This window comes from Porticoccus sp. W117 (assembly GCF_030341905.1).
In the GTDB taxonomy this organism is placed as follows: Bacteria; Pseudomonadota; Gammaproteobacteria; order Pseudomonadales; family Porticoccaceae; genus SCSIO-12696.
Genome location: NZ_JATAAF010000027.1, coordinates 15,296 through 35,485, shown reverse-complemented (window position 1 = coordinate 35,485; position 20,190 = coordinate 15,296). Strand labels below are relative to the sequence as shown.

Genomic DNA, 20,190 nt, shown 5'->3' with positions numbered 1-20,190 from the left:
GTTGAGGCCGGGAATGAGAGTGAGGTGCCGCTTAATGTATCCATAATAGGTGTCCACTTAATAATAGGTGGACACCATCATTATGCGTTCAGAACCGGATCGGTAGATGTGTTGGCCGGACGCTTACGTGGGGGTTCACTCGGGCCTTCCTGGCCCTCGCCCTTCGGGCAGCCTGCGGCTGTGCAAAAAGGCTCCTGCCTTTTTGTCCCCATGTGATGCACTCCGAATCTAAAAAACAACTAACTGTAGATGTAGGGCGGATTAGCGCAGCGTAATCCGCCGATTGGGCACCATAACTTTGGTGGTGGATTACGCTACGCTAATCCACCCTACGAGGAACGGGCACAAAAAAGCCCAGCGTTCTTCTATATAAAGAGGGCTGGGCTCTTGGGTAAGGCAGGTGTTGCTGACTTACTTATCCAAATCCAAATGACGCTGTCTGGATTCCATAATCTCCGTGCGAGCTTCGTCGGCAGATCCCCAACCATCGACACGTACCCACTTGTCTTCTTCCAGATCTTTATAGTTCTCGAAGTAGTGCTCAGTCTGCTTCAGCAGCAGGTCGGGCAGGTCGTGGATGTCCTGTACATGGTCGTACATTGGGGTCAGTTTGCTGTGAGGCACGGCGATGAGTTTCGCATCGGGGCCAGATTCGTCGGTCATCTTCAGCATGCCAACCGGGCGGCTGCGGATTACGGAGCCAGGTACTACCGGGTGAGGTGATACCACCAAAACGTCCAGGGGGTCGCCATCTTCTGACAGGGTGTCAGGGATATAGCCGTAGTTGGCCGGGTAGAACATCGGCGTGGCTACAAAGCGATCCACAAACAGTGCGTCACTGTCTTTTTCGATCTCGTACTTGATGGGATCGTGGTTGGCCGGAATTTCGATCACCACATTGATGTCGTTGGGCAAATCATTGCCGGCGGGGATTCGATTGTAGCTCATCGCAGAGGGCTCTCACTGTGTTGTGTTTGGGCTGGTTTCCTGTGGGCGCAGTGCCGATCATTGGCGCAACCTTCAGGGCGCGCAATTATAGCGATGGCCTCCCTTGAAAGCTAGGCGACGTTAGTCGATTTGATCACGGTCAAGGCAGCGTTTAATGGGCTGCTCTAAAATCGCCGCCCGTTACCTTGAGGTGCTTCAATGTCAGATTTAACAGGGCATGTCTTTACCGCGAACGCCAACAGTGAGTTTGTCTGGGATCGTCAGCTGATTGAGCGTTACGATCTCAGCGGTCCGCGTTATACCTCCTATCCCACTGCGCCACAATTCAGCAACCAGTTTGGCTTGCTTGAGCTGCACAATGCCTTTGCCGCCAGCAACCGCGCTTGCACACCTCTGTCCCTGTACTTTCATATTCCGTTTTGCAGTCGAGTTTGTTACTTCTGTGCTTGCAACAAAATCGTTACCGCCAATCGCAAACGCTCTGGCCCGTATTTGCAGAGATTATTTCGGGAAATGGAAATGAAAGCCGAGCTGCTTGATAACTTCCGCCCGGTAAAACAGCTGCATTGGGGGGGAGGCACGCCGACATTTCTTAGCGATGATGAGATGCGCCAGTTAATGGCGAAGACCCGTGAACATTTCCACTTGCTGGACAATGATGAAGGGGAATACTCCATCGAGTTGCACCCCGGTGATATGAATGTGGAAACCATTCGCTGCCTGCGGGAGATTGGCTTTAATCGCCTCAGTATGGGTGTGCAGGATTTTGACCCAGTTGTGCAAAGTGCGGTGAACCGCTTTAACTCCCTGGAGCAGGTGACTGAGCTGATCGACGCGGCCCGCGAGCAGGGCTTTGCATCTATTAGTATGGATTTAATCTACGGACTGCCACACCAGAACTGGCAATCGTTCAGCGAAACTCTAGATCGCATTATCGAGCTGTCTCCGGATCGGTTATCGGTATTCAACTACGCTCACCTGCCACACCTGTTCAAAGTGCAGAGGCAAATAAACGAAGCTGCGCTTCCCGCTGCGGAAGAAAAACTGCGCATGATGGAACAGTCCGCCCTCAAACTGCTGGACGCAGGTTATCGATTTATTGGCATGGACCACTTTGCCAAGCCGGAAGATGAACTGTCAGTGGCTCAGCAGCAAGGGGAGTTACAGCGTAACTTCCAGGGTTATTCCACTCACAGCGGCTGCGATATGGTGGCTCTCGGCGTGTCCGCTATCAGTGAGATCGGCTCCACCCTCAGTCAGAATCATAAAAATATCGATGACTACTACGGCGCTATCGATAACGGCCTGCTGCCGTTGTCTCAGGGGACAGAGCTTAACCAAGACGACAGAATACGCGGTCGAGTTATCAGCCAGCTAATCTGTCAGTTTGAGTTGGATTTTCAGGAAGTCGAGCAGGCTTTTTCCATCGATTTCCAACGTTACTTTGCTGATGAGTTGTACCAGTTAAGGGCAATGGAAACTGACGGATTGCTGAGAATAAGTAACCACGGCATCCGAATTCACCCCGCTGGACGCCTGCTGATACGCCGTATTTGCATGGTGTTTGATGCCTACGTGGGCGGTGAGCGCCAGGTGCGCTTCTCGAAGATTATCTGACTCGCTTGCCCCTTGCCGATCATGGGCCGTGCTTGCGCCAGAAAGTGCTTGCCAATAGACTACCCCGTGTTGAACTTGTCGGAGCGCTTTAACCCAGCCGGTTAAAGCTGAGACCGCCCAGCGGGATCCGTCGAACCTGATCAGGCCAGCACCTGCGTAGGGAACAAGTGGAAAGCCAACTCCAGTTCCCCCTCCGTTTTCTCCAAAGCTGCGCCTGTCTCCACCGCCAACGTCGGGAGACATTCATATGGCCACTAAAGCAACTCGTTCCGAAGCCCAGGCGAAAGCCCGCGCCTTTATCGAAAACCTGAAAACTCAGCCATTGCCCAACTCCCGCAAGGTGTATGTGACCGGCAGCCGCGACGATTTGCGGGTTCCCATGCGCGCTATCAGCCAGGCGGACAGCTTAATCGGTGGCAGCGAAGAACAGCCGGTATACGAACCCAATCCAGATATCTATGTGTACGATACCTCTGGCCCTTACACGGACCCGGAAACGACCATTGATGTGCACGCCGGTTTGCCCAAGTTGCGCGCTCAGTGGATTGCCGAGCGCGATGATACAGAGGAACTGGCAGAGGCATCTTCGGAATTTACCCAGCAGCGCATGGCGGATCGCGGCCTAGATCACCTGCGTTTTGAACACCTGCCTAAAGCTCGCCGTGCCAAATCGGGCAAGCGCGTCACCCAATTGCACTACGCCCGCCAGGGCATTGTTACCCCGGAAATGGAATACATCGCCATCCGCGAAAACCTGAAGCTGGCAGAGCAAGTGGCAGACGCCGAGCGTATGGACTTGGGTTTTCAACACCCAGGCGACAACTTTGGGGCTAATACGCCAAAACTGATTACTCCAGAATTTGTGCGCCAGGAAGTGGCGGAAGGGCGCGCCATTATCCCCTCCAATATCAACCACCCAGAATCTGAGCCGATGATTATTGGCCGCAACTTCCTGGTAAAGATCAACGCCAATATTGGCAACTCTGCGGTAACCTCTTCCATTGAAGAAGAAGTGGAAAAGCTGGTGTGGTCTGCCCGCTGGGGTGGCGACACAGTGATGGATCTGTCCACCGGCGACAACATTCACGAAACCCGCGAATGGATTGTGCGCAACTCGCCGGTGCCTATTGGCACTGTGCCTATCTACCAGGCGCTGGAAAAAGTGAATGGGGTCGCCGAAGACCTGACTTGGGAAATGTTTCGCGACACCTTGATCGAGCAGTGTGAGCAGGGCGTCGATTACTTCACTATCCACGCCGGGGTGTTGCTGCGCTATGTGCCGCTGACCGCCAAGCGCGTTACCGGCATTGTTTCCCGTGGCGGCTCGATCATGGCCAAATGGTGTTTGGCTCATCATAAAGAGAGCTTCCTGTACGAACACTTTCGCGAGATTTGCGAAATCTGCGCCGCTTACGACGTGTCTTTATCCTTGGGCGATGGTCTGCGCCCGGGTGCCGTGGCGGACGCCAACGACGAAGCCCAGTTCGGCGAGCTGGAAACTCTGGGTGAACTCACCAAAATTGCCTGGGAATACGATGTTCAGGTAATGATCGAGGGTCCCGGCCATGTGCCCATGCAGTTGATCAAAGAGAACATGGACAAGCAGCTTAAGGAGTGTCACGAAGCGCCGTTTTACACTTTGGGGCCGCTGACCACTGATATTGCTCCCGGCTACGACCATATTACCTCCGGTATCGGTGCCGCCATGATCGGCTGGTACGGCTGTGCCATGCTCTGCTACGTCACCCCGAAAGAGCATTTGGGACTGCCCAATAAAGAAGACGTAAAAGAAGGGCTGATTACCTACAAGATTGCTGCCCACGCAGCGGATTTGGCGAAAGGCCATCCCGGTGCTCAGATTCGTGACAATGCGTTGTCCAAAGCACGTTTTGAATTCCGCTGGCACGACCAGTTCAATCTGGGCTTGGACCCGGATCGCGCTCGGGAATACCACGACGAAACCCTGCCTAAAGAGAGCGGCAAAGTGGCCCACTTCTGCTCCATGTGTGGGCCCAAATTCTGTTCCATGAAAATCACCCAGGAAGTGCGCGATTATGCCGCGAAGAACGGTACCAACATTGCCGAAGGCGAGCAGGTGGTGCGTATGTTGGACGATCCGCTGGAGGGTATGAAGCAGAAGGCGGCTGAGTTTCGCGCCACAGGGTCTGAGCTTTATCACAAAGCTGATTAATGCTCCGTTATTGCGAGGGAGCCTTTTTATAGGGAAAGGCGACCGCGGCAATCCAGCGGCTTTTAAGTCTCTGGATCGCCGCGCTTCGCTCGCGATGACGCGCATACATAGCGCTGGGAGTAATGGTTAAAAACATGAACATCGCAATCACCGGCGCCGGTATTATCGGCCGGTTGCTGGCTTGGCAATTGCTGGAGCAAGGGCACAAAGTGACGGTGTTCGACCGCCACGCCATCGACAGTACCGCGTCCTGCAGCTATACCGCCGCCGGTATGCTCACCCCATACAGTGAGGGTGAAACCGCCGAGCCGTTGGTGGTGGCCCTGGGCAAACATGCTTTACAGCGTTGGCCACAGTTGCTTGATCAGTTGGGTAGTGACGTACAGTTCCACAGCCGCGGCACATTGGTGGTGGCTCACCAGCAGGATCGCGGTGACTACCAGCGCTTCAATAATGCGGTCAGCGGGCGTATGTCCTTGGATGAAGAGCAGTACCGCTTGCTGAATGCAAACCAACTGGCGGAGCTGGAACCGGAATTGGCACAGCGCTTCCAGCACGCTGCCTATTTGCCGGATGAGAGCTGGTTGTGCAGCCACAGTGTAATGAGCGCCCTGGCGGACAAGCTGCAGCAGTTGAACGTGACTTGGTACGCCAATACAGAAGTGGTCGCCATTAACAGTGGTGAGGTTATTACCAAAGGGCGCACGGCCAATCACCACCATTTTGATCTGGTGATCGACTGTCGCGGCCTTGGCGCCAAGGGTGATCTGCCGGTGCGTGGTGTGCGCGGCGAACTGCTGTGGATTGAAGCCCCAGAGGTGAATATCACCCGCCTGGTGCGACTGATGCACCCGCGCTATCGGCTCTATGTTGTGCCCCGTAAAGGTGATCTGTACTTGATCGGCGCTACCCAGATCGAGAGCGAGGACTACAGCGAAATCTCGGTGCGCTCGGCGCTGGAGCTGCTTTCTGCCGCCTACAGCGTACACCCCGGCTTTGCCGAAGGGCGGGTGCTGAAAAGTGACGTTCACTGTCGGCCAGCGCTGCCGGACAACCAGCCGCGTATTGAGGCCAGCGATGGGCTGATTCGGGTTAATGGCCTGTTTCGCCACGGTTACCTGATCAGCCCGGCAGTGATGGATGAGGTGATGGAGGTGATTGCCGATGGCAATTATCAATCGGAATTTGATGGGCTGATTCATTAGAGATTCGGCCCTAGCAGCTCGTCATCCCCGCGTAGGCGGGGATCCATTTCTCCGAAATGGTGGATTCCCGCCTACGCGGGAATGACATGGACTATTTAAGAGGCTCCACCATGTGGAAACTTGGGAACAAACAACTTAACAGCCGCCTGCTGATTGGCAGTGCGCTGTACCCTTCACCAGCGATTATGTGCGATGCCATTCGCCAATCTGGCAGCGAAGTGGTGACGGTTTCCCTGCGTCGCCAAAACCCCGGTGAGGGTGGCGGTAACGATTTCTGGCAACAGATCAGAGAGCTTGAACTCAATGTGCTGCCTAACACCGCAGGCTGCCACAGTGTGAAAGAAGCGGTTACTACTGCCATGATGGCTCGTGAGCTGTTTGACACTCACTGGATCAAACTGGAAGTGATTGGCGACGACTACAATTTACAACCAGACCCGTTCGGGCTACTGGAGGCCACCAAAGAGCTGATCGACCAGGGCTTTGAAGTTTTCCCCTATTGCACCGACGACCTGGTGCTGTGCCAAAAACTGGTAGAGCTGGGCTGCAATATCCTGATGCCCTGGGGTTCTCCTATTGGCACCGGTCAGGGGCTGCTTAATCCCTTTGCCCTGAAAACCCTGCGGGAGCGCCTGCCGGATACCACGTTGATTGTGGATGCAGGTATTGGCCTGCCTTCTCATGCGGCTCAAGCCATGGAATTGGGGTTTGATGGTGTGCTGCTCAACAGTGCGGTGGCGCTGGCCCAAGACCCGGTGACTATGGCCAAAGCCTTTGGACAGTCGATAGAGGCTGGGCGCAGCGCCAATCTGGCCGGAGCCATGCCGGCGCGGGATATTGCTGCCCCCAGCTCGCCGGTGGTGGGCCAACCGTTTTGGCACCAGAAATAATACTGTCCTTAGCGTAAATATGAGTACACCATGAAAATCTCAATTAACGGTGAGAGTCGGCAATTTGCCGAAGATATACCCCTTGTCGAACTACTCAGTCAATATGGCGCCGTCGAGCCCTATGTGGTGGCGGTGAATACGGAGTTTGTGCCCAAGCCCAACTACGGCCAGGTTGCCCTCAAGGATGGCGATTTGATTGATGTGGTACAGCCACTACAGGGTGGTTGAAGATATGACGAAACCCATCGTTTGGACTGTTGCCGGCTCCGACTCTGGCGGTGGCGCCGGTATTCAGGCTGACCTGCACACCTTTGAATCGCTGGGAGTTCACGGCTGCTCCGTTATTACTGCAGTCACCGCGCAGAACTCCCGGCAAGTGAATGGCATCGAAGCGGTGTCCAGTTCCATGCTGGAGTCCCAGCTGCAAGCATTGACGGATGACCTGCCGCCCGCGGTTATTAAAATTGGCCTGTTGGCAAACCCACAGCAAGTGACGGTAGTGGCGAAATGGCTGCAACAGCTTCGGGGCCAAATCCCTGCACTGACGGTTATTTACGACCCGGTAGCTGCCGCCAGCACCGGGGCAGCGCTTACCAGCGAACCTATCGCCGATGCCATAAAAACCCAGCTGTTACCACAACTGGATGTCATTACCCCCAATGCCGTAGAGGCGGAACAGCTCACCAGTATTGCCATCCGCGATTACAACAGCCTGAAAAATGCTGCCCAGGTATTGCAGTCCATGGGTGTCGCTTCCGTGGTGATCAAAGGCGGCCACAGCAATCTGATACCCGGCCGATGCGTAGATTATTTGCGCAGTCATCTGTTCGAAAGCGGCGCCGGTGAAATGGTGCTGGCTCAGCCCCAGCTGGACAGCCCCCACAGCCACGGTAGCGGTTGCTGTTTTGCCAGCGCAATCGCCGCTGTCTGGGCTCAAGGCTACTCTCTGGAAGACGCGGTGTTGCTGGCTAATACCTACGTCCACAGGGGTATTCGCAACGGCGCAGCGCTGGGCAGAGGCCCGGGCCCCATGACTCATGGCCCCTGGCCAGAAGAGGCGGATGACTTTCCTCAGGTGGTGCTACAGGGAAGCTCCCAGGCCAATCAGCTGGGTTGGCACACACAGAACCAATTTCCCATAGGCTTTGCCACCTGTAACACTCAGCAGTTAGGACTCTACCCGGTGGTAGACAGCTGTGAATGGTTGGAAAGACTGTTGCAAGCTGGTGTGAACACTCTGCAGTTACGGGTTAAAAATCTGCCGGATGTGGAATTAAAACAGCAGGTACAGCAGGCTATTGAGCTGGGGCGTCAACATAATGCGCGGCTGTTTATCAACGACTACTGGCAATTGGCAATTGAGTTGGGTGCCTACGGCGTTCACCTGGGGCAGGAAGATATGGAAAGCGCCGACCTGTCGGCCATTCAGGCGGCAGGGCTAAGGCTTGGCCTCAGCACCCACGGCTACTACGAACTGTTGCGCGCATTGGCGGTAAAACCCAGCTATGTGGCCTGCGGCGCTATTTACCCAACCACCACCAAAACCATGCCATCGCGCCCTCAGGGGCTCAACAAATTACGGCGTTACCTCAAGCTCACTGGCGATGTACCGGTAGTAGCCATTGGCGGTATCAATCTGGAACGGGCGCCTGCGGTGGCCGCCACAGGCGTGGGCAGTATTGCGGTGGTAACGGCAATTACCGAAGCGGCGGACTATGCTTTGGCGGTGTCCAACCTGCAAAGTGCTTTGGAGGGGTAATGAAGCTCACCGTTGAAATCAGCATGTACCCGTTTAACGAGGATTACGTTCCTCCTATCCATGGTATTATCGAACGCTTTAATAGCTACGCTGATATCAAAGTGAAAACAGTTCCTACCAGTACCTTGCTGACCGGGGAGTATGATCGCTTGATGGCGGTGCTGACAAAAGAAATCAAACACTGCTTCGACACCTATGGCAAAGCGGTTTACGTAGCCAAATTTCTGCCGGGTATGGAAGCGCCTCTGTAATCGGCAAGCAACTGGAAACCGAACGATTATGTTGAAAGAACTCTATCTGGAGCACGTCGCCTCCAAGCTAAATACCTTCCGCACCTTTATGGCCGAACTGGGCATTGATCAGCTGCTGATCAGCTCAGGTCAGGTAAAGGTGCAATATCAGGACGACATGTTTTATCCGTTTAAAGCCAACGTCTATTTCAAAGAGTGGCTGCCCATAAACCGTCGTCAGGACTGCTTTCTGCTGATTGCACAGGAAGGTCGCCCAACCTTGTATCTCAATAATGCCGAAGATATTTGGCACACCGCTCCACAATCCCTGCCCACCGGTTGGGACGAGCCTTTTACCGTTGACTATTTCCAGAGCCACAAACAGCTCGCTGAAAAATTGCCACTGGATAACACCGCCCTGGCTTATCTGGGTGAAGACAACGAATTCGGTTTGCCTGCCGAGAGGGTAAACCCCGAGGCACTGCGCAACCATGTGGACTATCAGCGCCGTTTTAAAACCGCCTACGAGCACGCTTGCATGCGCGAGGCCAACCGCCTGGCGGTGTCGGCTCACGAAGCGGCGCGCAAAGCCTTTATGGCCGGTGAATCAGAGTTGGGCATTCAGGCCGCTTACCTGGCGGATTGCAATTGCTCGGAAAATGAAATGCCCTACCCGGTGATTGCCGGGCTCAATGAGCACGCGGCGATTTTGCACCACCATAACCTGTTTCGGGATGCCCCGGCGCAGCATCGCAGCTTTTTGATTGATGCCGGTGTGGATGTGAACGGCTACGCCTCCGACATTACCCGCACCTACGCGTTTGATCCCAACAGCGATTTTGCCGCTATGGTGGATGCTATGGATCAAAAACAACAAGAGTTGGTGGCAGCCAGTGGCCTGGGCACCAGCGGTATTGAGTTGCACAAACTGTCGCACCAGAAAATTGCCGAAGTTCTGGTGCAGTTCGATGTGGTGAATGTGTCCGCTGACGAGGCAGTGGCCAGTGGGCTAACAAATACCTTTTACCCCCACGGTATCGGCCATGGCATTGGCGTGAATGTGCACGAAAAAGGTGGTGACCTGAAAGACCCCAGCGGTGGCCGTGTGTCGCCCCCGGAAGAGTACCCAAAGCTGCGCAATACCACGGATTTTGTCGCCACTCAGGTACACACGGTAGAACCCGGTCTATACTTTATCCCGGCGCTACTGGATAAACTCAAGGGCGGCGAACAGGAAGCCAAGGTGAACTGGGCGCGGGTTGAGGAGTTTATTCCCTACGGCGGCATTCGCATTGAAGACAATATTGTGATTCACGCCGATGGCACTCTGGAAAACCTGACTCGGGATGCTCAGGCGGCGTTGGTTTAATACGCCTCCGCAATGACGTGAAGTTAAAGAAACAGTTGTAACCTGCCGATAAACGATCAGGAGTTTTGCATGATGACACTGCACGACCTGTTGAATAACAACCGCGAATGGTCGCGTTCTCTGGTGGAACAAGACGCGGAATTTTTTACCCGCCTGAGCAAACAGCAAACCCCGGAATACTTGTGGGTGGGCTGTGCCGACAGCCGTGTACCTGCCAATGAAATTGTCGGCATGCAGCCCGGTGAGTTGTTTGTGCACCGCAATGTGGCGAATCTGGTGTACGGCACTGACCCCAATGCCTTGTCGGTGATTCAGTACGCTGTGGAAGCGCTCAAAGTGAAACACATTATCGTCTGTGGCCACTACGGCTGTGGTGGCGTCAAAGCCTCTACAGAAGGGAAAGAATTGGGGCTAATCGACAGCTGGCTTTCCGGGATCAAGCAGGTGTACCAGAATCACGCTGAAGAACTGGAACAGTTGCAGGGTGATGCACGTATTGACCGCCTGTGTGAACTCAACGTTTGCCAGCAGGTGGAAAACGTCAGCCAGCTACCGGTTGTACAACGGGCTTGGCGCAACGGTCATGAGCTCACCGTTCACGGCTGGATTTACGGTTTGTCCGACGGTCTGCTGAATGATCTCGGTGTCAGCATTAACAGCGCCGAACAGGTGGAACAGGTGTATCGTTTGGTTGAGTAAGAGAAGCCTGAAAAAATAATTTTAGACCAGGAGGCAATACCATGAACAAACTGTGTTTACTCTGTGTTTGTCTGATGTTCCTGGCGGGCTGTGAAGAGCCGCCGCCGAAGCGCAGTGAATTGCCATCGGTATTCCGTGCTGAATACCTGGACAACAGCTGTGGCCCCGCTGGTGCTCATATCAAACTGATTGAGGCAACTCTGCCGGCGGCTACTGGGGAAGATATTCAATACGGGTTTGAGTTTTACACCCCTGAAGGTGTGCGTACGCCCGACGACCCGGAGTGGTCGCACGCGGTGGCCGGTAATGTTTACGAGTTGGAAGCCTATTACTACTACCGCATTGAATACGGTCGCCGCATTCTTGAGCCGCGCCTCGACCTGATTGGCTGGCGCCTGATCGCTCCCTACAAAATGGTGGACGACAGCAGTGCGGATAGCAATTTTACCGAATACTGGGATTTGCCCAAGCAGGACAATACGGTGTTCCAGCTGTCGCGCCCCTATAACACCGACTGCCCGGAAGAAAAATAAAAAATAGGTGTGTCATCCTGAGTGCAGCGAAGGATCTCGTAGTCAGTAAGGCACTGAGATCCTTCGCTGCGCTCAGGATGACAGTGATAGAGAAATGCAGGAACAATAAATGAGCCTTACCGGAAAACTGCTGGGCGACTGCGCCCCCTATATATTTAATCTGGTGTACGACATCGACGTGCGCATGGTGTTTATCGAGTGCATGGACGACCCGGATTGCGGCGAACCAGACTTGCGACTGGTATTCCCGGAAGTGCTCAGCTACCGGGAGAAAAACCTGCAAGCCAAGCCGGATGATGAAACCATGGATGATGTGGTCAGCATCGAGCAGCCACAAAAAGACACCATTGTGATCACCACCTACAAAAAAGAAATTACCCTGCAAGTGACGGGCGAACCGTTTGTTGAAGAAATTGAATGAGCAGGTAACTGTTTCTTTTTTGAGAGTAATCTCTAGTCAATATTGGAAATCGGAAAATTAATAATTGGTGTAGAAACTTCGTCAGTGCGAATGCGCGCCAGTAATTTTCCATGCTTTTTCAATGTGCCTTCTTTCAGGTCACGCACATAGTAGAGGCATTCAGATATCCCGTGATACATGTCCACGGCCAGCACATCCAGACGGGCACTCTCTGCGGCATTGCTGACGTTAATAATGGGGATCGATAGCCCGTAACTGTCTGTATCTGTGCCCAGCGAAGTAAAGAAAAAGTCCAGTTGATAATCCGCTTGTTCAGCATCGTCTGTGACCACCACCTCGAAACGACGAACCAGCTCCATGCGTAACATTTGATCGGCGTAATCCAGTAGATCGTTGCGCTGTATGAAATGGCTATTCAACAGGACAGTACGCTGACGGAAGCTGGCAAATTCACTAACAGGTAATTGCGCCATCAGTTTTTCAATGCTGTGAGTAATCAGGCGTTGTTCGGTGGAACCTCCATAGGTCGTGCCGATCTGGCGGGTAGTGCAGGCGTTGAGGGAGATACAGAAAAGAGCCAGCAAAGTGATGCGATACAGCATGAAACGTCCTTTCATATAATTGTTCGAAATACTCACTTGAAACCGTGTTCCGCCGCCGGAAAATTGCCGTTTTCTACGGCGGTTTTGTAGGCAGCAATGGCTGCTTCAATGGAATCTGTGTCTGCCAAAAAGTTGTGGGAAAACTTCGGCAGTCGGGCTGAAATGCCCAGCATATCGTGCAGTACCAAAACTTGAGCGTCTGTGTCTGGCCCGGCGCCGATACCGATGACCGGCATTTCCAGGGATTGCGACAGCTGCTTGCCCAACTCGCTGGGGATGCACTCCACCACCAGTAAATCTGCCCCCGCTTCTTGCAGGATATGGGCGTCAGCCAGCATCTGCTCTGCACCATCCTGATCGCGGCCCTGCACTTTGTAGCCGCTGAGTTTGTTTACCGATTGCGGCGTCAGTCCCAGATGTGCACACACGGGAATGCCGCGCTCGCTGAGCATCAATACGGTTTCTTCCAGCCAGGCGCCGCCTTCCAGTTTTACCATATGCGCTCCCGCCTGCATCAGCTCGGCGGCGTTTGCCAGGGCTTGTTCTTCGGTGGCGTAGCTCATAAAGGGCATGTCCACCATCAGCAACGATTTGCTGTTGCCCCGGGCGACGGCGGCGGTGTGGTAGGCCATTTCGTCCATCGTAACCGGTACGGTGCTGCCCTGGCCCTGGATTACATTACCCAGGGAGTCGCCCACCAGCATGACGTCGATCTCTACCTGTTCCATCAATCGGGCAAAGGTGGCGTCGTAGCAGGTGAGTACCGGGAATTTCTCACCGTTGGCTTTGTGTTGCTGCAGGGTTTGGATGGTGACTTTTTTCATGGGTATGTTCGGGTTTGGCAGACTGTGCAGCGAATGCTTACAGGCTGGCCTGTGGATTAAAATAGTGGCGACCGGACTTGATGCGGCTGAGGTGACTCACCAGGTTGTCGAAGTCGCCCTGGTTATCCACCGGGTTGATGTCGGCGGCATTGACGATCAGCAGCGGCGATTGGTCGTAGTAGTAGAAAAATTGAGTGTAGGCATCGTTCAGCCGGGCCAGATAGTCAGGGTCGATTTGTTGTTCTGATTCGATGCCGCGATTCTCTATGCGATCCAAGAGCACTTCGGTGGGAGCTTGCAAGTACACCACCAGATCCGGCTTGGGCGCATCGATGGTCAGCTGTTTATATACCTGCTGGTAGATGCGCAATTCGTCGTCGTCCAGAGTCACCTGGGCGAACAGCGGGTCTTTTTCAATCACAAAATCCGCTACCCACATGTGTTGGAACATGTCCCCCTGACGTAGCTCTTCCAGCTGTTTAGCGCGCTGAAACAGAAAATGCAGCTGGGTGGGCAGGGCCGCGGCCTGAGGATCTTGATAGAAGCGTTCCAGAAAGGGGTTGAGTTCCGGCTGTTCCAATAAGGTGTCGTAATCAAACTGCCCGGCAAGGCGTTTTGCCAACGAGGTTTTGCCCACGCCGATGGGGCCTTCCACGGCGATATAGGAGGGCAGAGTGACAGGCGCTTCGGTACTCTCGTTGAGCAATAACTCAGCAAAACTGCCTGGCTGCAAGGTGGCTGACTGCGGTTGGTTCATAGCCGCACGATACCTCCGCTTGGGCAGTTTGCCAACAGTTGTGTCAGTGGGCGGTTGTCCGGCATGACCAGGTCGGCGGCAATGTCTGCCAGGGGCAGCAATACGAAGTTGCGCTCAGCCATACGTGGGTGCGGCAGCTGCAGTTCCGGGGTGTTCAGTGTGAGGTCGCCGTAGAGCAAAATATCCAGGTCCAGAGTGCGCGCCCCCCAGCGTTGACTGCGTACCCGGCCCTGCTGATTTTCAATGTTTTGCAGCTGGTGCAGCAATGGCAGTGGTTGCAGCGTAGTCTCGATAGCGCACACGCCGTTGATATAGTCTGGTTGCCCGCGGGGGCCTACTGGTGCGCTGCGGTACCAGGGTGAATGATCCAACAGCTGGCACTGTGAAAGATTGGCAATGGCGTCGAGCCCTTGGCTGACTTGTTGCAGTGGCTCTGCCAGGTTGCTGCCCAGGGCAATGTAGGCGATGGTCACGGTGCAGGCTTACGCCGTGGCCCGCGTTTGCGGCGTCGTCGACCGCCGGGGCGTTTGCCGTTGTGCAGTTTGGCGCACATTTCCTGGCGCTTGTGCTCATCAGCTTCCTGATAGAGCGTCCACCATTGGCCGAGCCCTTGCAGGTCTTCCCCGGCCTGTTCCCGCAGCAGCACAAAGTCGTAACCGGCGCGAAAGCGCGGGTGTTCCACCAGGCGCTCTGCCTGTTTGCCGGCGCGCCGTGGCAGCCGTTGTTGCAGGCTCCAGATTTCCCGCATGGGGGTGGTGAAACGGCGCGGAATAGCGATGCGGGGAATTTGTTGTTCGATGGCCAGGTTGCCGCCGTGTTGCCAGGCGTAGGCGGGTGATTCGCCGTTGTCGAGGAAGCGCTGGCTGTGCTTGACCACCACTGGCCACAAGATGGCGGCATATAGGAATGCGGGTGTCACCCGCTTACCGCTGCGAATGCGCTGGTCGGTGTTAATCAGTGCCTGTTCGATGAACTCCAGTGTGTTGCCTTCGTCCAGCAGGGCGTCAGTGGCGGGGAACAGTTCGGCAAACAGTTGTTGTTCCCGCAGCAGCCGAAAGGTGGCCAGGCCGTTGCCGGACATCAACAGTTTGACAACCTCGTCAAACAGTCGGGCTGGGGCGATATCCCGCAGCAGTTTTGCCAGTTTGTTAATGGGCTGGGCGGTTTTGGGCTCGATTTCAAAACCCAGTTTGGCGGCGAAACGAGCTGCCCGCAGCATGCGTACTGGATCTTCCCGGTAGCGCTGTTCCGGGTCGCCAATCATCCGCAAGGTGCGTTTTTGCAAATCCCTGAGGCCGTTGGCGTAGTCGTAAATGGTGTTGTTGCCGGGCTGGTAGTAGAAGGCGTTAACGGTAAAGTCGCGGCGGGCGGCGTCCTGGTCAATATCGCCGAACACGTTGTCGCGCAGCAACATACCCTGCTCCGATTGTTGTGCCTGCCTGGAGTGGGGAGGCTTTTTGCCGTTGCCCTGGTGGTGGGCGCGGAAGGTGGTTACTTCGATCACTTCGCGGCCAAAGCGCACATGTACTATCTGGAAGCGGCGGCCGACAATGCGGGCGCGGCGGAACAGATTTTTGACTTCTTCCGGAGTGGCGTCAGTGGCGACGTCAAAGTCTTTTGGCTGGGTTTTCAGCAGCAGGTCGCGCACGCAGCCACCCACTACATAAGCCTGGTAACCGGCATCGCTGAGGGTGTCCACCACGTCTCGAGCAGCTTTGCTGATACCCCTCGGAGATATGGGGTGCTGTTTAGCGGATAAGGTGTGGGGGGCGTTATCCCGGGCGCTGCCCGACTTTGGAAGTTTGTTTTTGAGCCAGTTGAGCATACCGGGGTTTTTGGGATGGGGTTGCGTAAAGCGAGGCACTTTACCATAAACATCGCTTAAATACTGGTTGGTAAGCGGTATTACCTGCGTGCCGTGCTCCATTTGGCTGTGTTCTTTCCAGACACGCTGTAAACACTTCCCTGTGCGCTCCTTGGCCGCTATCCCTGCGGCCAAAGGTCTGGAAAGAACACAGCCAAATGGCGCTGAACCTGCGGTGGAGATTTCCAGGAAATGCGTCAGTAGTTAGATATGAAAACTCGGCACTGGTATGTCTTTACCAGACCGTATGCGACATGGATGTCGCATCCGAGCTTACAAGGATGTATTTACAGCGTGTCTGGAAAAGGCATACCAGTGTCGGGTTGCCACATCGGACAAAACAAAAAAACAGGCGTAAAAAAGGGAGTCCCTTTCGGAACTCCCTTCAACAAGCGTATAACCGCTTCATAGTAATTGGGGCCTACCCCACAGTTTTAGCAATCCATCCAATGCCATTATTATTATGTTTATCGTTGTTATTATGTTCGGTACTAAGTCAGTTGCGCCAAGCGCTCCATCAATACAGCAGGTTCTGTGCCAACTTTTTAAATTCTTTTAAATCAATAAGTTAGGGTTTTTGCCGTTTTTGTGGCGCTAATAATATGACGAAGTTGTTACTGTTGTGTCACAAATTGTTACCTGTTAGCGACAAAAAACCGAATCTTCTTTAGCTCCCCCTGGCAATTCCCAACTTTTGGCGCCGTTGCCACAGGCATTTGCGGCTGATCCCCAGTTTTTTCGCCAGCTCGGTTTCGCTCATGCTGTCCTGATGTTCCATTACAAAACGGGTGAAGTAATCTTCCAGGGACAGTTCTTCGTGAGGTTCTGCTGGCTTGCTATCCGTCGCTGGTGGGTTGCTGTCATTGGCCGCAGGCTTGTCGCATTTTTCGAGAATGCGCTTTACCGCCGTAATCATTTCACCGTGGTCGTAGGGTTTGGCGATGTAGTCCACCGCTCCCATACGCATGGTATCTACCGCCGAGCGCAGGCTGGCGTAGCTGGTCATGATCAATACGGGAACGTCCCCCGCTAACTGAATCAGTTCTGTGCCATTGACACCGGGCAGGCGCAGGTCGCTGATGATCATGGAAAAGTCGTTGAGGCGGTATTGCTTGAGGGCGTCGTCCACATGGCGGGCGTCGCGCACCTCATAGCCTTCGCGGCTGAGCAGCTTGCACAGGGATGTGCGGATAATCTCTTCGTCTTCGACAACCAGTATGGATGACTTGGCAGACATAGATGACATAGAGGACCTTGGCTGAGTTGCGCTATTTTTACCCGGCTGGGGGGCAAATAGCAACCGGTGCGTGTGACTGAGTGTGGGAGGGTTGTCAGAGAGTTTGTTATTGCGAAGAATTTCTCGACTCTTTGCTCAGTGGCAGTGTAACGGTAGCCCGGGTGCCGCGGCCATTGGCTACCGGGCTGTGCAGGCTGAGTTCGCCGCCGTAGCTGCGCAGCATGCTGTACACCAGCGACAATCCCAGGCCAGTACCTTCACCAACCGGTTTGGTGGTAAAAAATGGTTCCAGCACTTTGTCGATTTTGTCCTGCTCAATACCGCTGCCGCTGTCGGTAATATCTACCTGTGCCCAGGTGCCGTAACGTTTTACGGTGACTTCAATAGGAGAGCCATCGCTGTCTGCATTGGCATCCCGTGCATTGGTCAGCAGGTTGAGAAATATCTGAGTCAACTGGTGGGGATCGCCCCTGACTTGCAGGGGTTCATCAATACTCAACTCCACTGCTGACTGCGAGTGCTCTTTGTTCAATGCCAGCAGCTCAACGGCTTGCTGCAGGGGGTGTTCCAGGTCAACTTCAATTAACTCGATGTCGCTTTCGTGCCCAGAGCGGGAAAATTCCACCAGCGAGCGAACGATTTTTGAGATGCGCTCCACCTGCGTAAGTATGGTTTCCGCTGACTGTCGCTGATCGTCATGGTTGGCGTCGCTGATGATGTCTTGCGCCAGGCAGGCGATGCCAGTAACCGGGTTGCCGATTTCGTGGGCTACTCCGGCGGCCAGCCGCCCTACAGATGCTAGCCGCTCGGTGTGGGCGATTTCCTGGGTAATCTGAATAACGTCGCTGATGTCTTCCAGCAAAATTACCTGCTCAGCAAATTGGGTGTCGTGCTTGTTTTGATGGGGATTGCTTTGATGAGAAGTGCTCAGCAGGGTTTTGTGCAGATTAAAGCGTACTTTGCGGCTGCCATCTTCCACTTCAATGGCAAACTTGTGGGTGCTGTTGCTGCTGGCGGCGCGTTGCAATACTTCCTGCCAGGGTTGTGGCAGGGAGCTGAGATGGCTGCCGGTGGCGGTTGCTGAGGGAATGCCGGTGATCTTTTCCAGGGCTTTGTTCCACAGTACTACCTCGTCGTCCCGGTCCAAGGAGCAGGCGCCCAAGGGCAGTTCGTGCAGCATGTTCTGGTGGTGAATGCGCAGCTTATTGAGCTCTGCTGCCAGGCCGTATAGGGGCTGTTGTCGCTCCGCCAGCAACGATTCCAGAGTGCGCAAGTCACCCATATTGAAATCGCCGTTGTCTACTAACGGCAATACTTGGTTGATGACCTCGTCGCCGCGTATTACCCCGATCATAGGGTAGAGGTTGGCGTTCAGTTCGCTGCGCAGCTGGCGCCATTCGAAAGGTCTCAAGTTGCTGTCGTCTTCGGCGAACTGTTTGTATACCCCCAAGCGCTGCAGCTCCTGTTGCGCAGTAACTGAGCCTAGTTGTTCACTGAGTCGCTGGCGCACGGTCGGCAGGTGGCAGTGTTGCGGGGCGATACGCTGTGGCGCCGAGACCTTTTCGATCATGCTGGCGCGGGCGTAGTACGATTCGGCATCGTCTGATCGGGTGCGCCTGGTGACCAACAGGCTGACAGTAAAATTGGCCGCCAGGGAAATCAGCAACCAGCTGCCCCAGCTGGAGTAACCAAACTGCCACGGGTTACCGATACCTAGCTGCCATTGCCAGCTGCCGGTGAACAGTGGCACCAGCAACCCCAGTACCCACAAGGTCATACCCACAGCCAGGCCGGCAACGACTCCCCGACGGTTAAGGATGGGCACGTAGAGTGCGGACAGCAGCCCCGGTGCCAGCTGCACTACGCCCACCAAAGAAATAATAGTGAGTGTGCTGATGCTGTGAGTATTGGCAAATTGGCTGGTGATCAGGCCGAGACCGATCCAGCTGGCGGCCAGCTGGCGACGCCTTTGCACCAGCTTCTGGTAGAGGTTGTCGCTGCTGCCATTCACCAGCACGGGAAACAGGTAGCTGCTGGCCATAGCCACCAGCGCTTTGGCAGTGACCACGGTTACCGTGCTACAGGCAAACAGGCCGCCCACGGTTGCCAAAATCAGCAGCGGCGTTGACTGGCTGCTCTGCGCCAGCGCCGGTAAAAACAGCTGCAGGGCAACCGGCAGTTGTGCCACCACGCCGGACCACAACAGTGGCACCATGGTGAGGGTGGCGATCAGTAACAGCAGCGGGAACAGCCAGCCGGTGAGTTCCCGGCTTTTGCTGGAAGGCAGCCAGGACTGCTGGTGGTACAGGTGGGGCAGGGTAAGGCTGGCTAACAGGAACAAGCTAATCAGTGGGTAGCTGTTGCCCGAACGATGAATGCTGCGGGCCAACCCCTGGCTGTTTGCCCATTGCTGCATACCCTGCAGGCTGCCAAAGTAGTGCCAGCAGGCCCACAGGGCGACCGCCAGGGTGGCGGCCAGAGTGACCACCGAGCCCAACGCCAGGGTGGTCATCAAACGGTCGCTATGCACCCGGCGCTGACCAAAGAAAAACAGCAACAGCAATAACAACAGGGCGAAAAACAGCTTGCCGCTGGTGGCCCCCAAGTGATTGTTGGAAATCAGCTGCAGCGTGTCTCCAGCCAATTGCAATTGACCCGCCAGCAGCGGCAGGCAGCTCAGCGCCAGGGCGGAGGTAACCAGGGGGCCGATGGAAGTACTGCGATAACGGTAGCTGAACAGGTCTGCCAGTGTGGGCAGCCGTCGGGTTTGTGCGGCCCAGTGCACCGGGCGCATCACCAGTGGGCCAAGCAGGAAAACCAGAGTGAAGGCCATCAGCCCGAACAGGGCTTCCAGCCCGTAGCGGCCAGCCATTTCCGGCAGGCCAAAATAGCTCAATGCGCCAAGGCTTCCCAGGGTGACAAGTGCCTGGGTGGTGCTGCCGAACTGGCGGCGACGGCCCACCAGTGCTGCGCCAAACAGCAGGGCGGCAAATAGCAGCAAACTGAGTGCGGCGGTCAGCATTTAGTGGTTACCACTGGCTTGG

18 protein-coding genes, 1 pseudogene and 1 riboswitch are annotated in these 20,190 nt (G+C 55.0%); of the genes and pseudogenes, 11 read left to right on the top strand and 8 right to left on the bottom strand.

What is annotated here, in order from left to right; translation table 11 throughout:
• Positions 1-411: 411 nt before the first annotated feature.
• Entirely contained in the window at positions 412-948 is a 537-nt protein-coding gene (ppa, locus tag QSV34_RS13825; protein WP_289155653.1) for an inorganic diphosphatase, read from the bottom strand.
• Positions 949-1,146: 198 nt separating this feature from the next.
• Here ppa and hemN point away from each other — a divergent pair, with 198 nt between their 5' ends.
• From hemN to QSV34_RS13770, 11 genes are all read left to right on the top strand, one after another.
• The gene (gene hemN / locus QSV34_RS13820) at positions 1,147-2,565 is read left to right on the top strand and encodes an oxygen-independent coproporphyrinogen III oxidase (protein ID WP_289155651.1); all 1,419 of its coding nucleotides are present in this window, start codon (positions 1,147-1,149) and stop codon (positions 2,563-2,565) included.
• Between the two features lie 69 nt (positions 2,566-2,634).
• A riboswitch (TPP riboswitch) is annotated at positions 2,635-2,745 on the top strand.
• A gap of 67 nt (positions 2,746-2,812) precedes the next feature.
• Positions 2,813-4,756 (top strand): phosphomethylpyrimidine synthase ThiC, encoded by a 1,944-nt coding sequence (thiC, locus tag QSV34_RS13815; protein ID WP_289155650.1) that lies wholly within the window; start codon positions 2,813-2,815, stop codon positions 4,754-4,756.
• 134 nt (positions 4,757-4,890) lie between these two features.
• Complete coding sequence (gene thiO / locus QSV34_RS13810; protein WP_289155648.1) at positions 4,891-5,961, top strand: glycine oxidase ThiO; 1,071 nt, start codon at positions 4,891-4,893, stop codon at positions 5,959-5,961.
• A gap of 110 nt (positions 5,962-6,071) precedes the next feature.
• Positions 6,072-6,851, top strand: coding sequence for a thiazole synthase (locus QSV34_RS13805; RefSeq protein WP_289155646.1), 780 nt, complete (start codon positions 6,072-6,074; stop codon positions 6,849-6,851).
• 30 nt (positions 6,852-6,881) lie between these two features.
• Positions 6,882-7,079, top strand: coding sequence for a sulfur carrier protein ThiS (gene thiS, locus QSV34_RS13800; RefSeq protein ID WP_289155645.1), 198 nt, complete (start codon positions 6,882-6,884; stop codon positions 7,077-7,079).
• A 4-nt stretch (positions 7,080-7,083) separates the two neighbouring features.
• Positions 7,084-8,610, top strand: coding sequence for a thiamine phosphate synthase (thiE, locus tag QSV34_RS13795; RefSeq protein WP_289155643.1), 1,527 nt, complete (start codon positions 7,084-7,086; stop codon positions 8,608-8,610).
• Positions 8,610-8,861 (top strand): hypothetical protein, encoded by a 252-nt coding sequence (locus QSV34_RS13790; RefSeq protein WP_289155641.1) that lies wholly within the window; start codon positions 8,610-8,612, stop codon positions 8,859-8,861. Before thiE ends, QSV34_RS13790 begins: the two co-directional genes overlap by 1 nt.
• Positions 8,862-8,889: 28 nt before the next feature.
• Positions 8,890-10,209, top strand: coding sequence for a Xaa-Pro dipeptidase (gene pepQ / locus QSV34_RS13785; protein WP_289155639.1), 1,320 nt, complete (start codon positions 8,890-8,892; stop codon positions 10,207-10,209).
• A 69-nt stretch (positions 10,210-10,278) separates the two neighbouring features.
• On the top strand, positions 10,279-10,908 hold the full coding sequence (gene can, locus QSV34_RS13780) for a carbonate dehydratase (RefSeq protein ID WP_289155638.1): 630 nt from the start codon (positions 10,279-10,281) through the stop codon (positions 10,906-10,908).
• A 41-nt stretch (positions 10,909-10,949) separates the two neighbouring features.
• Positions 10,950-11,441, top strand: a complete 492-nt coding sequence (locus QSV34_RS13775; RefSeq protein WP_289155636.1) for a hypothetical protein — start codon at positions 10,950-10,952, stop codon at positions 11,439-11,441.
• 109 nt (positions 11,442-11,550) lie between these two features.
• Positions 11,551-11,862 carry a hypothetical protein gene (locus QSV34_RS13770; protein WP_289155634.1) on the top strand — a complete coding sequence of 104 codons (312 nt, stop codon included), beginning with the start codon at positions 11,551-11,553 and terminating at the stop codon, positions 11,860-11,862.
• Between the two features lie 32 nt (positions 11,863-11,894).
• On the opposite strand, the gene QSV34_RS13765 is transcribed toward QSV34_RS13770, so the two are convergent.
• From QSV34_RS13765 to QSV34_RS13735, 7 genes and pseudogenes are all read right to left on the bottom strand, one after another.
• The gene (locus QSV34_RS13765) at positions 11,895-12,479 is read right to left on the bottom strand and encodes a hypothetical protein (protein WP_289155633.1); all 585 of its coding nucleotides are present in this window, start codon (positions 12,477-12,479) and stop codon (positions 11,895-11,897) included.
• A 17-nt stretch (positions 12,480-12,496) separates the two neighbouring features.
• A complete protein-coding gene (gene panB, locus QSV34_RS13760) occupies positions 12,497-13,288 on the bottom strand; it encodes a 3-methyl-2-oxobutanoate hydroxymethyltransferase (protein WP_289155631.1) in 792 nt (263 codons plus the stop codon).
• 37 nt (positions 13,289-13,325) lie between these two features.
• Entirely contained in the window at positions 13,326-14,045 is a 720-nt protein-coding gene (locus tag QSV34_RS13755) for a deoxynucleoside kinase (RefSeq protein WP_289155629.1), read from the bottom strand.
• Positions 14,042-14,518, bottom strand: coding sequence for a 2-amino-4-hydroxy-6-hydroxymethyldihydropteridine diphosphokinase (gene folK / locus QSV34_RS13750; RefSeq protein ID WP_289155628.1), 477 nt, complete (start codon positions 14,516-14,518; stop codon positions 14,042-14,044). Before folK ends, QSV34_RS13755 begins: the two co-directional genes overlap by 4 nt.
• Positions 14,515-15,972: a polynucleotide adenylyltransferase PcnB gene (gene pcnB / locus QSV34_RS13745; protein ID WP_289155627.1), complete on the bottom strand. Its 1,458-nt coding sequence runs from the start codon at positions 15,970-15,972 to the stop codon at positions 14,515-14,517. Before pcnB ends, folK begins: the two co-directional genes overlap by 4 nt.
• 820 nt (positions 15,973-16,792) lie before the next feature.
• A pseudogene (locus QSV34_RS13740) lies at positions 16,793-17,155 on the bottom strand (response regulator); the annotation flags it as partial.
• Between the two features lie 97 nt (positions 17,156-17,252).
• On the bottom strand, positions 17,253-20,168 hold the full coding sequence (locus QSV34_RS13735) for an ATP-binding protein (protein WP_289155626.1): 2,916 nt from the start codon (positions 20,166-20,168) through the stop codon (positions 17,253-17,255).
• Positions 20,169-20,190: the final 22 nt, after the last annotated feature.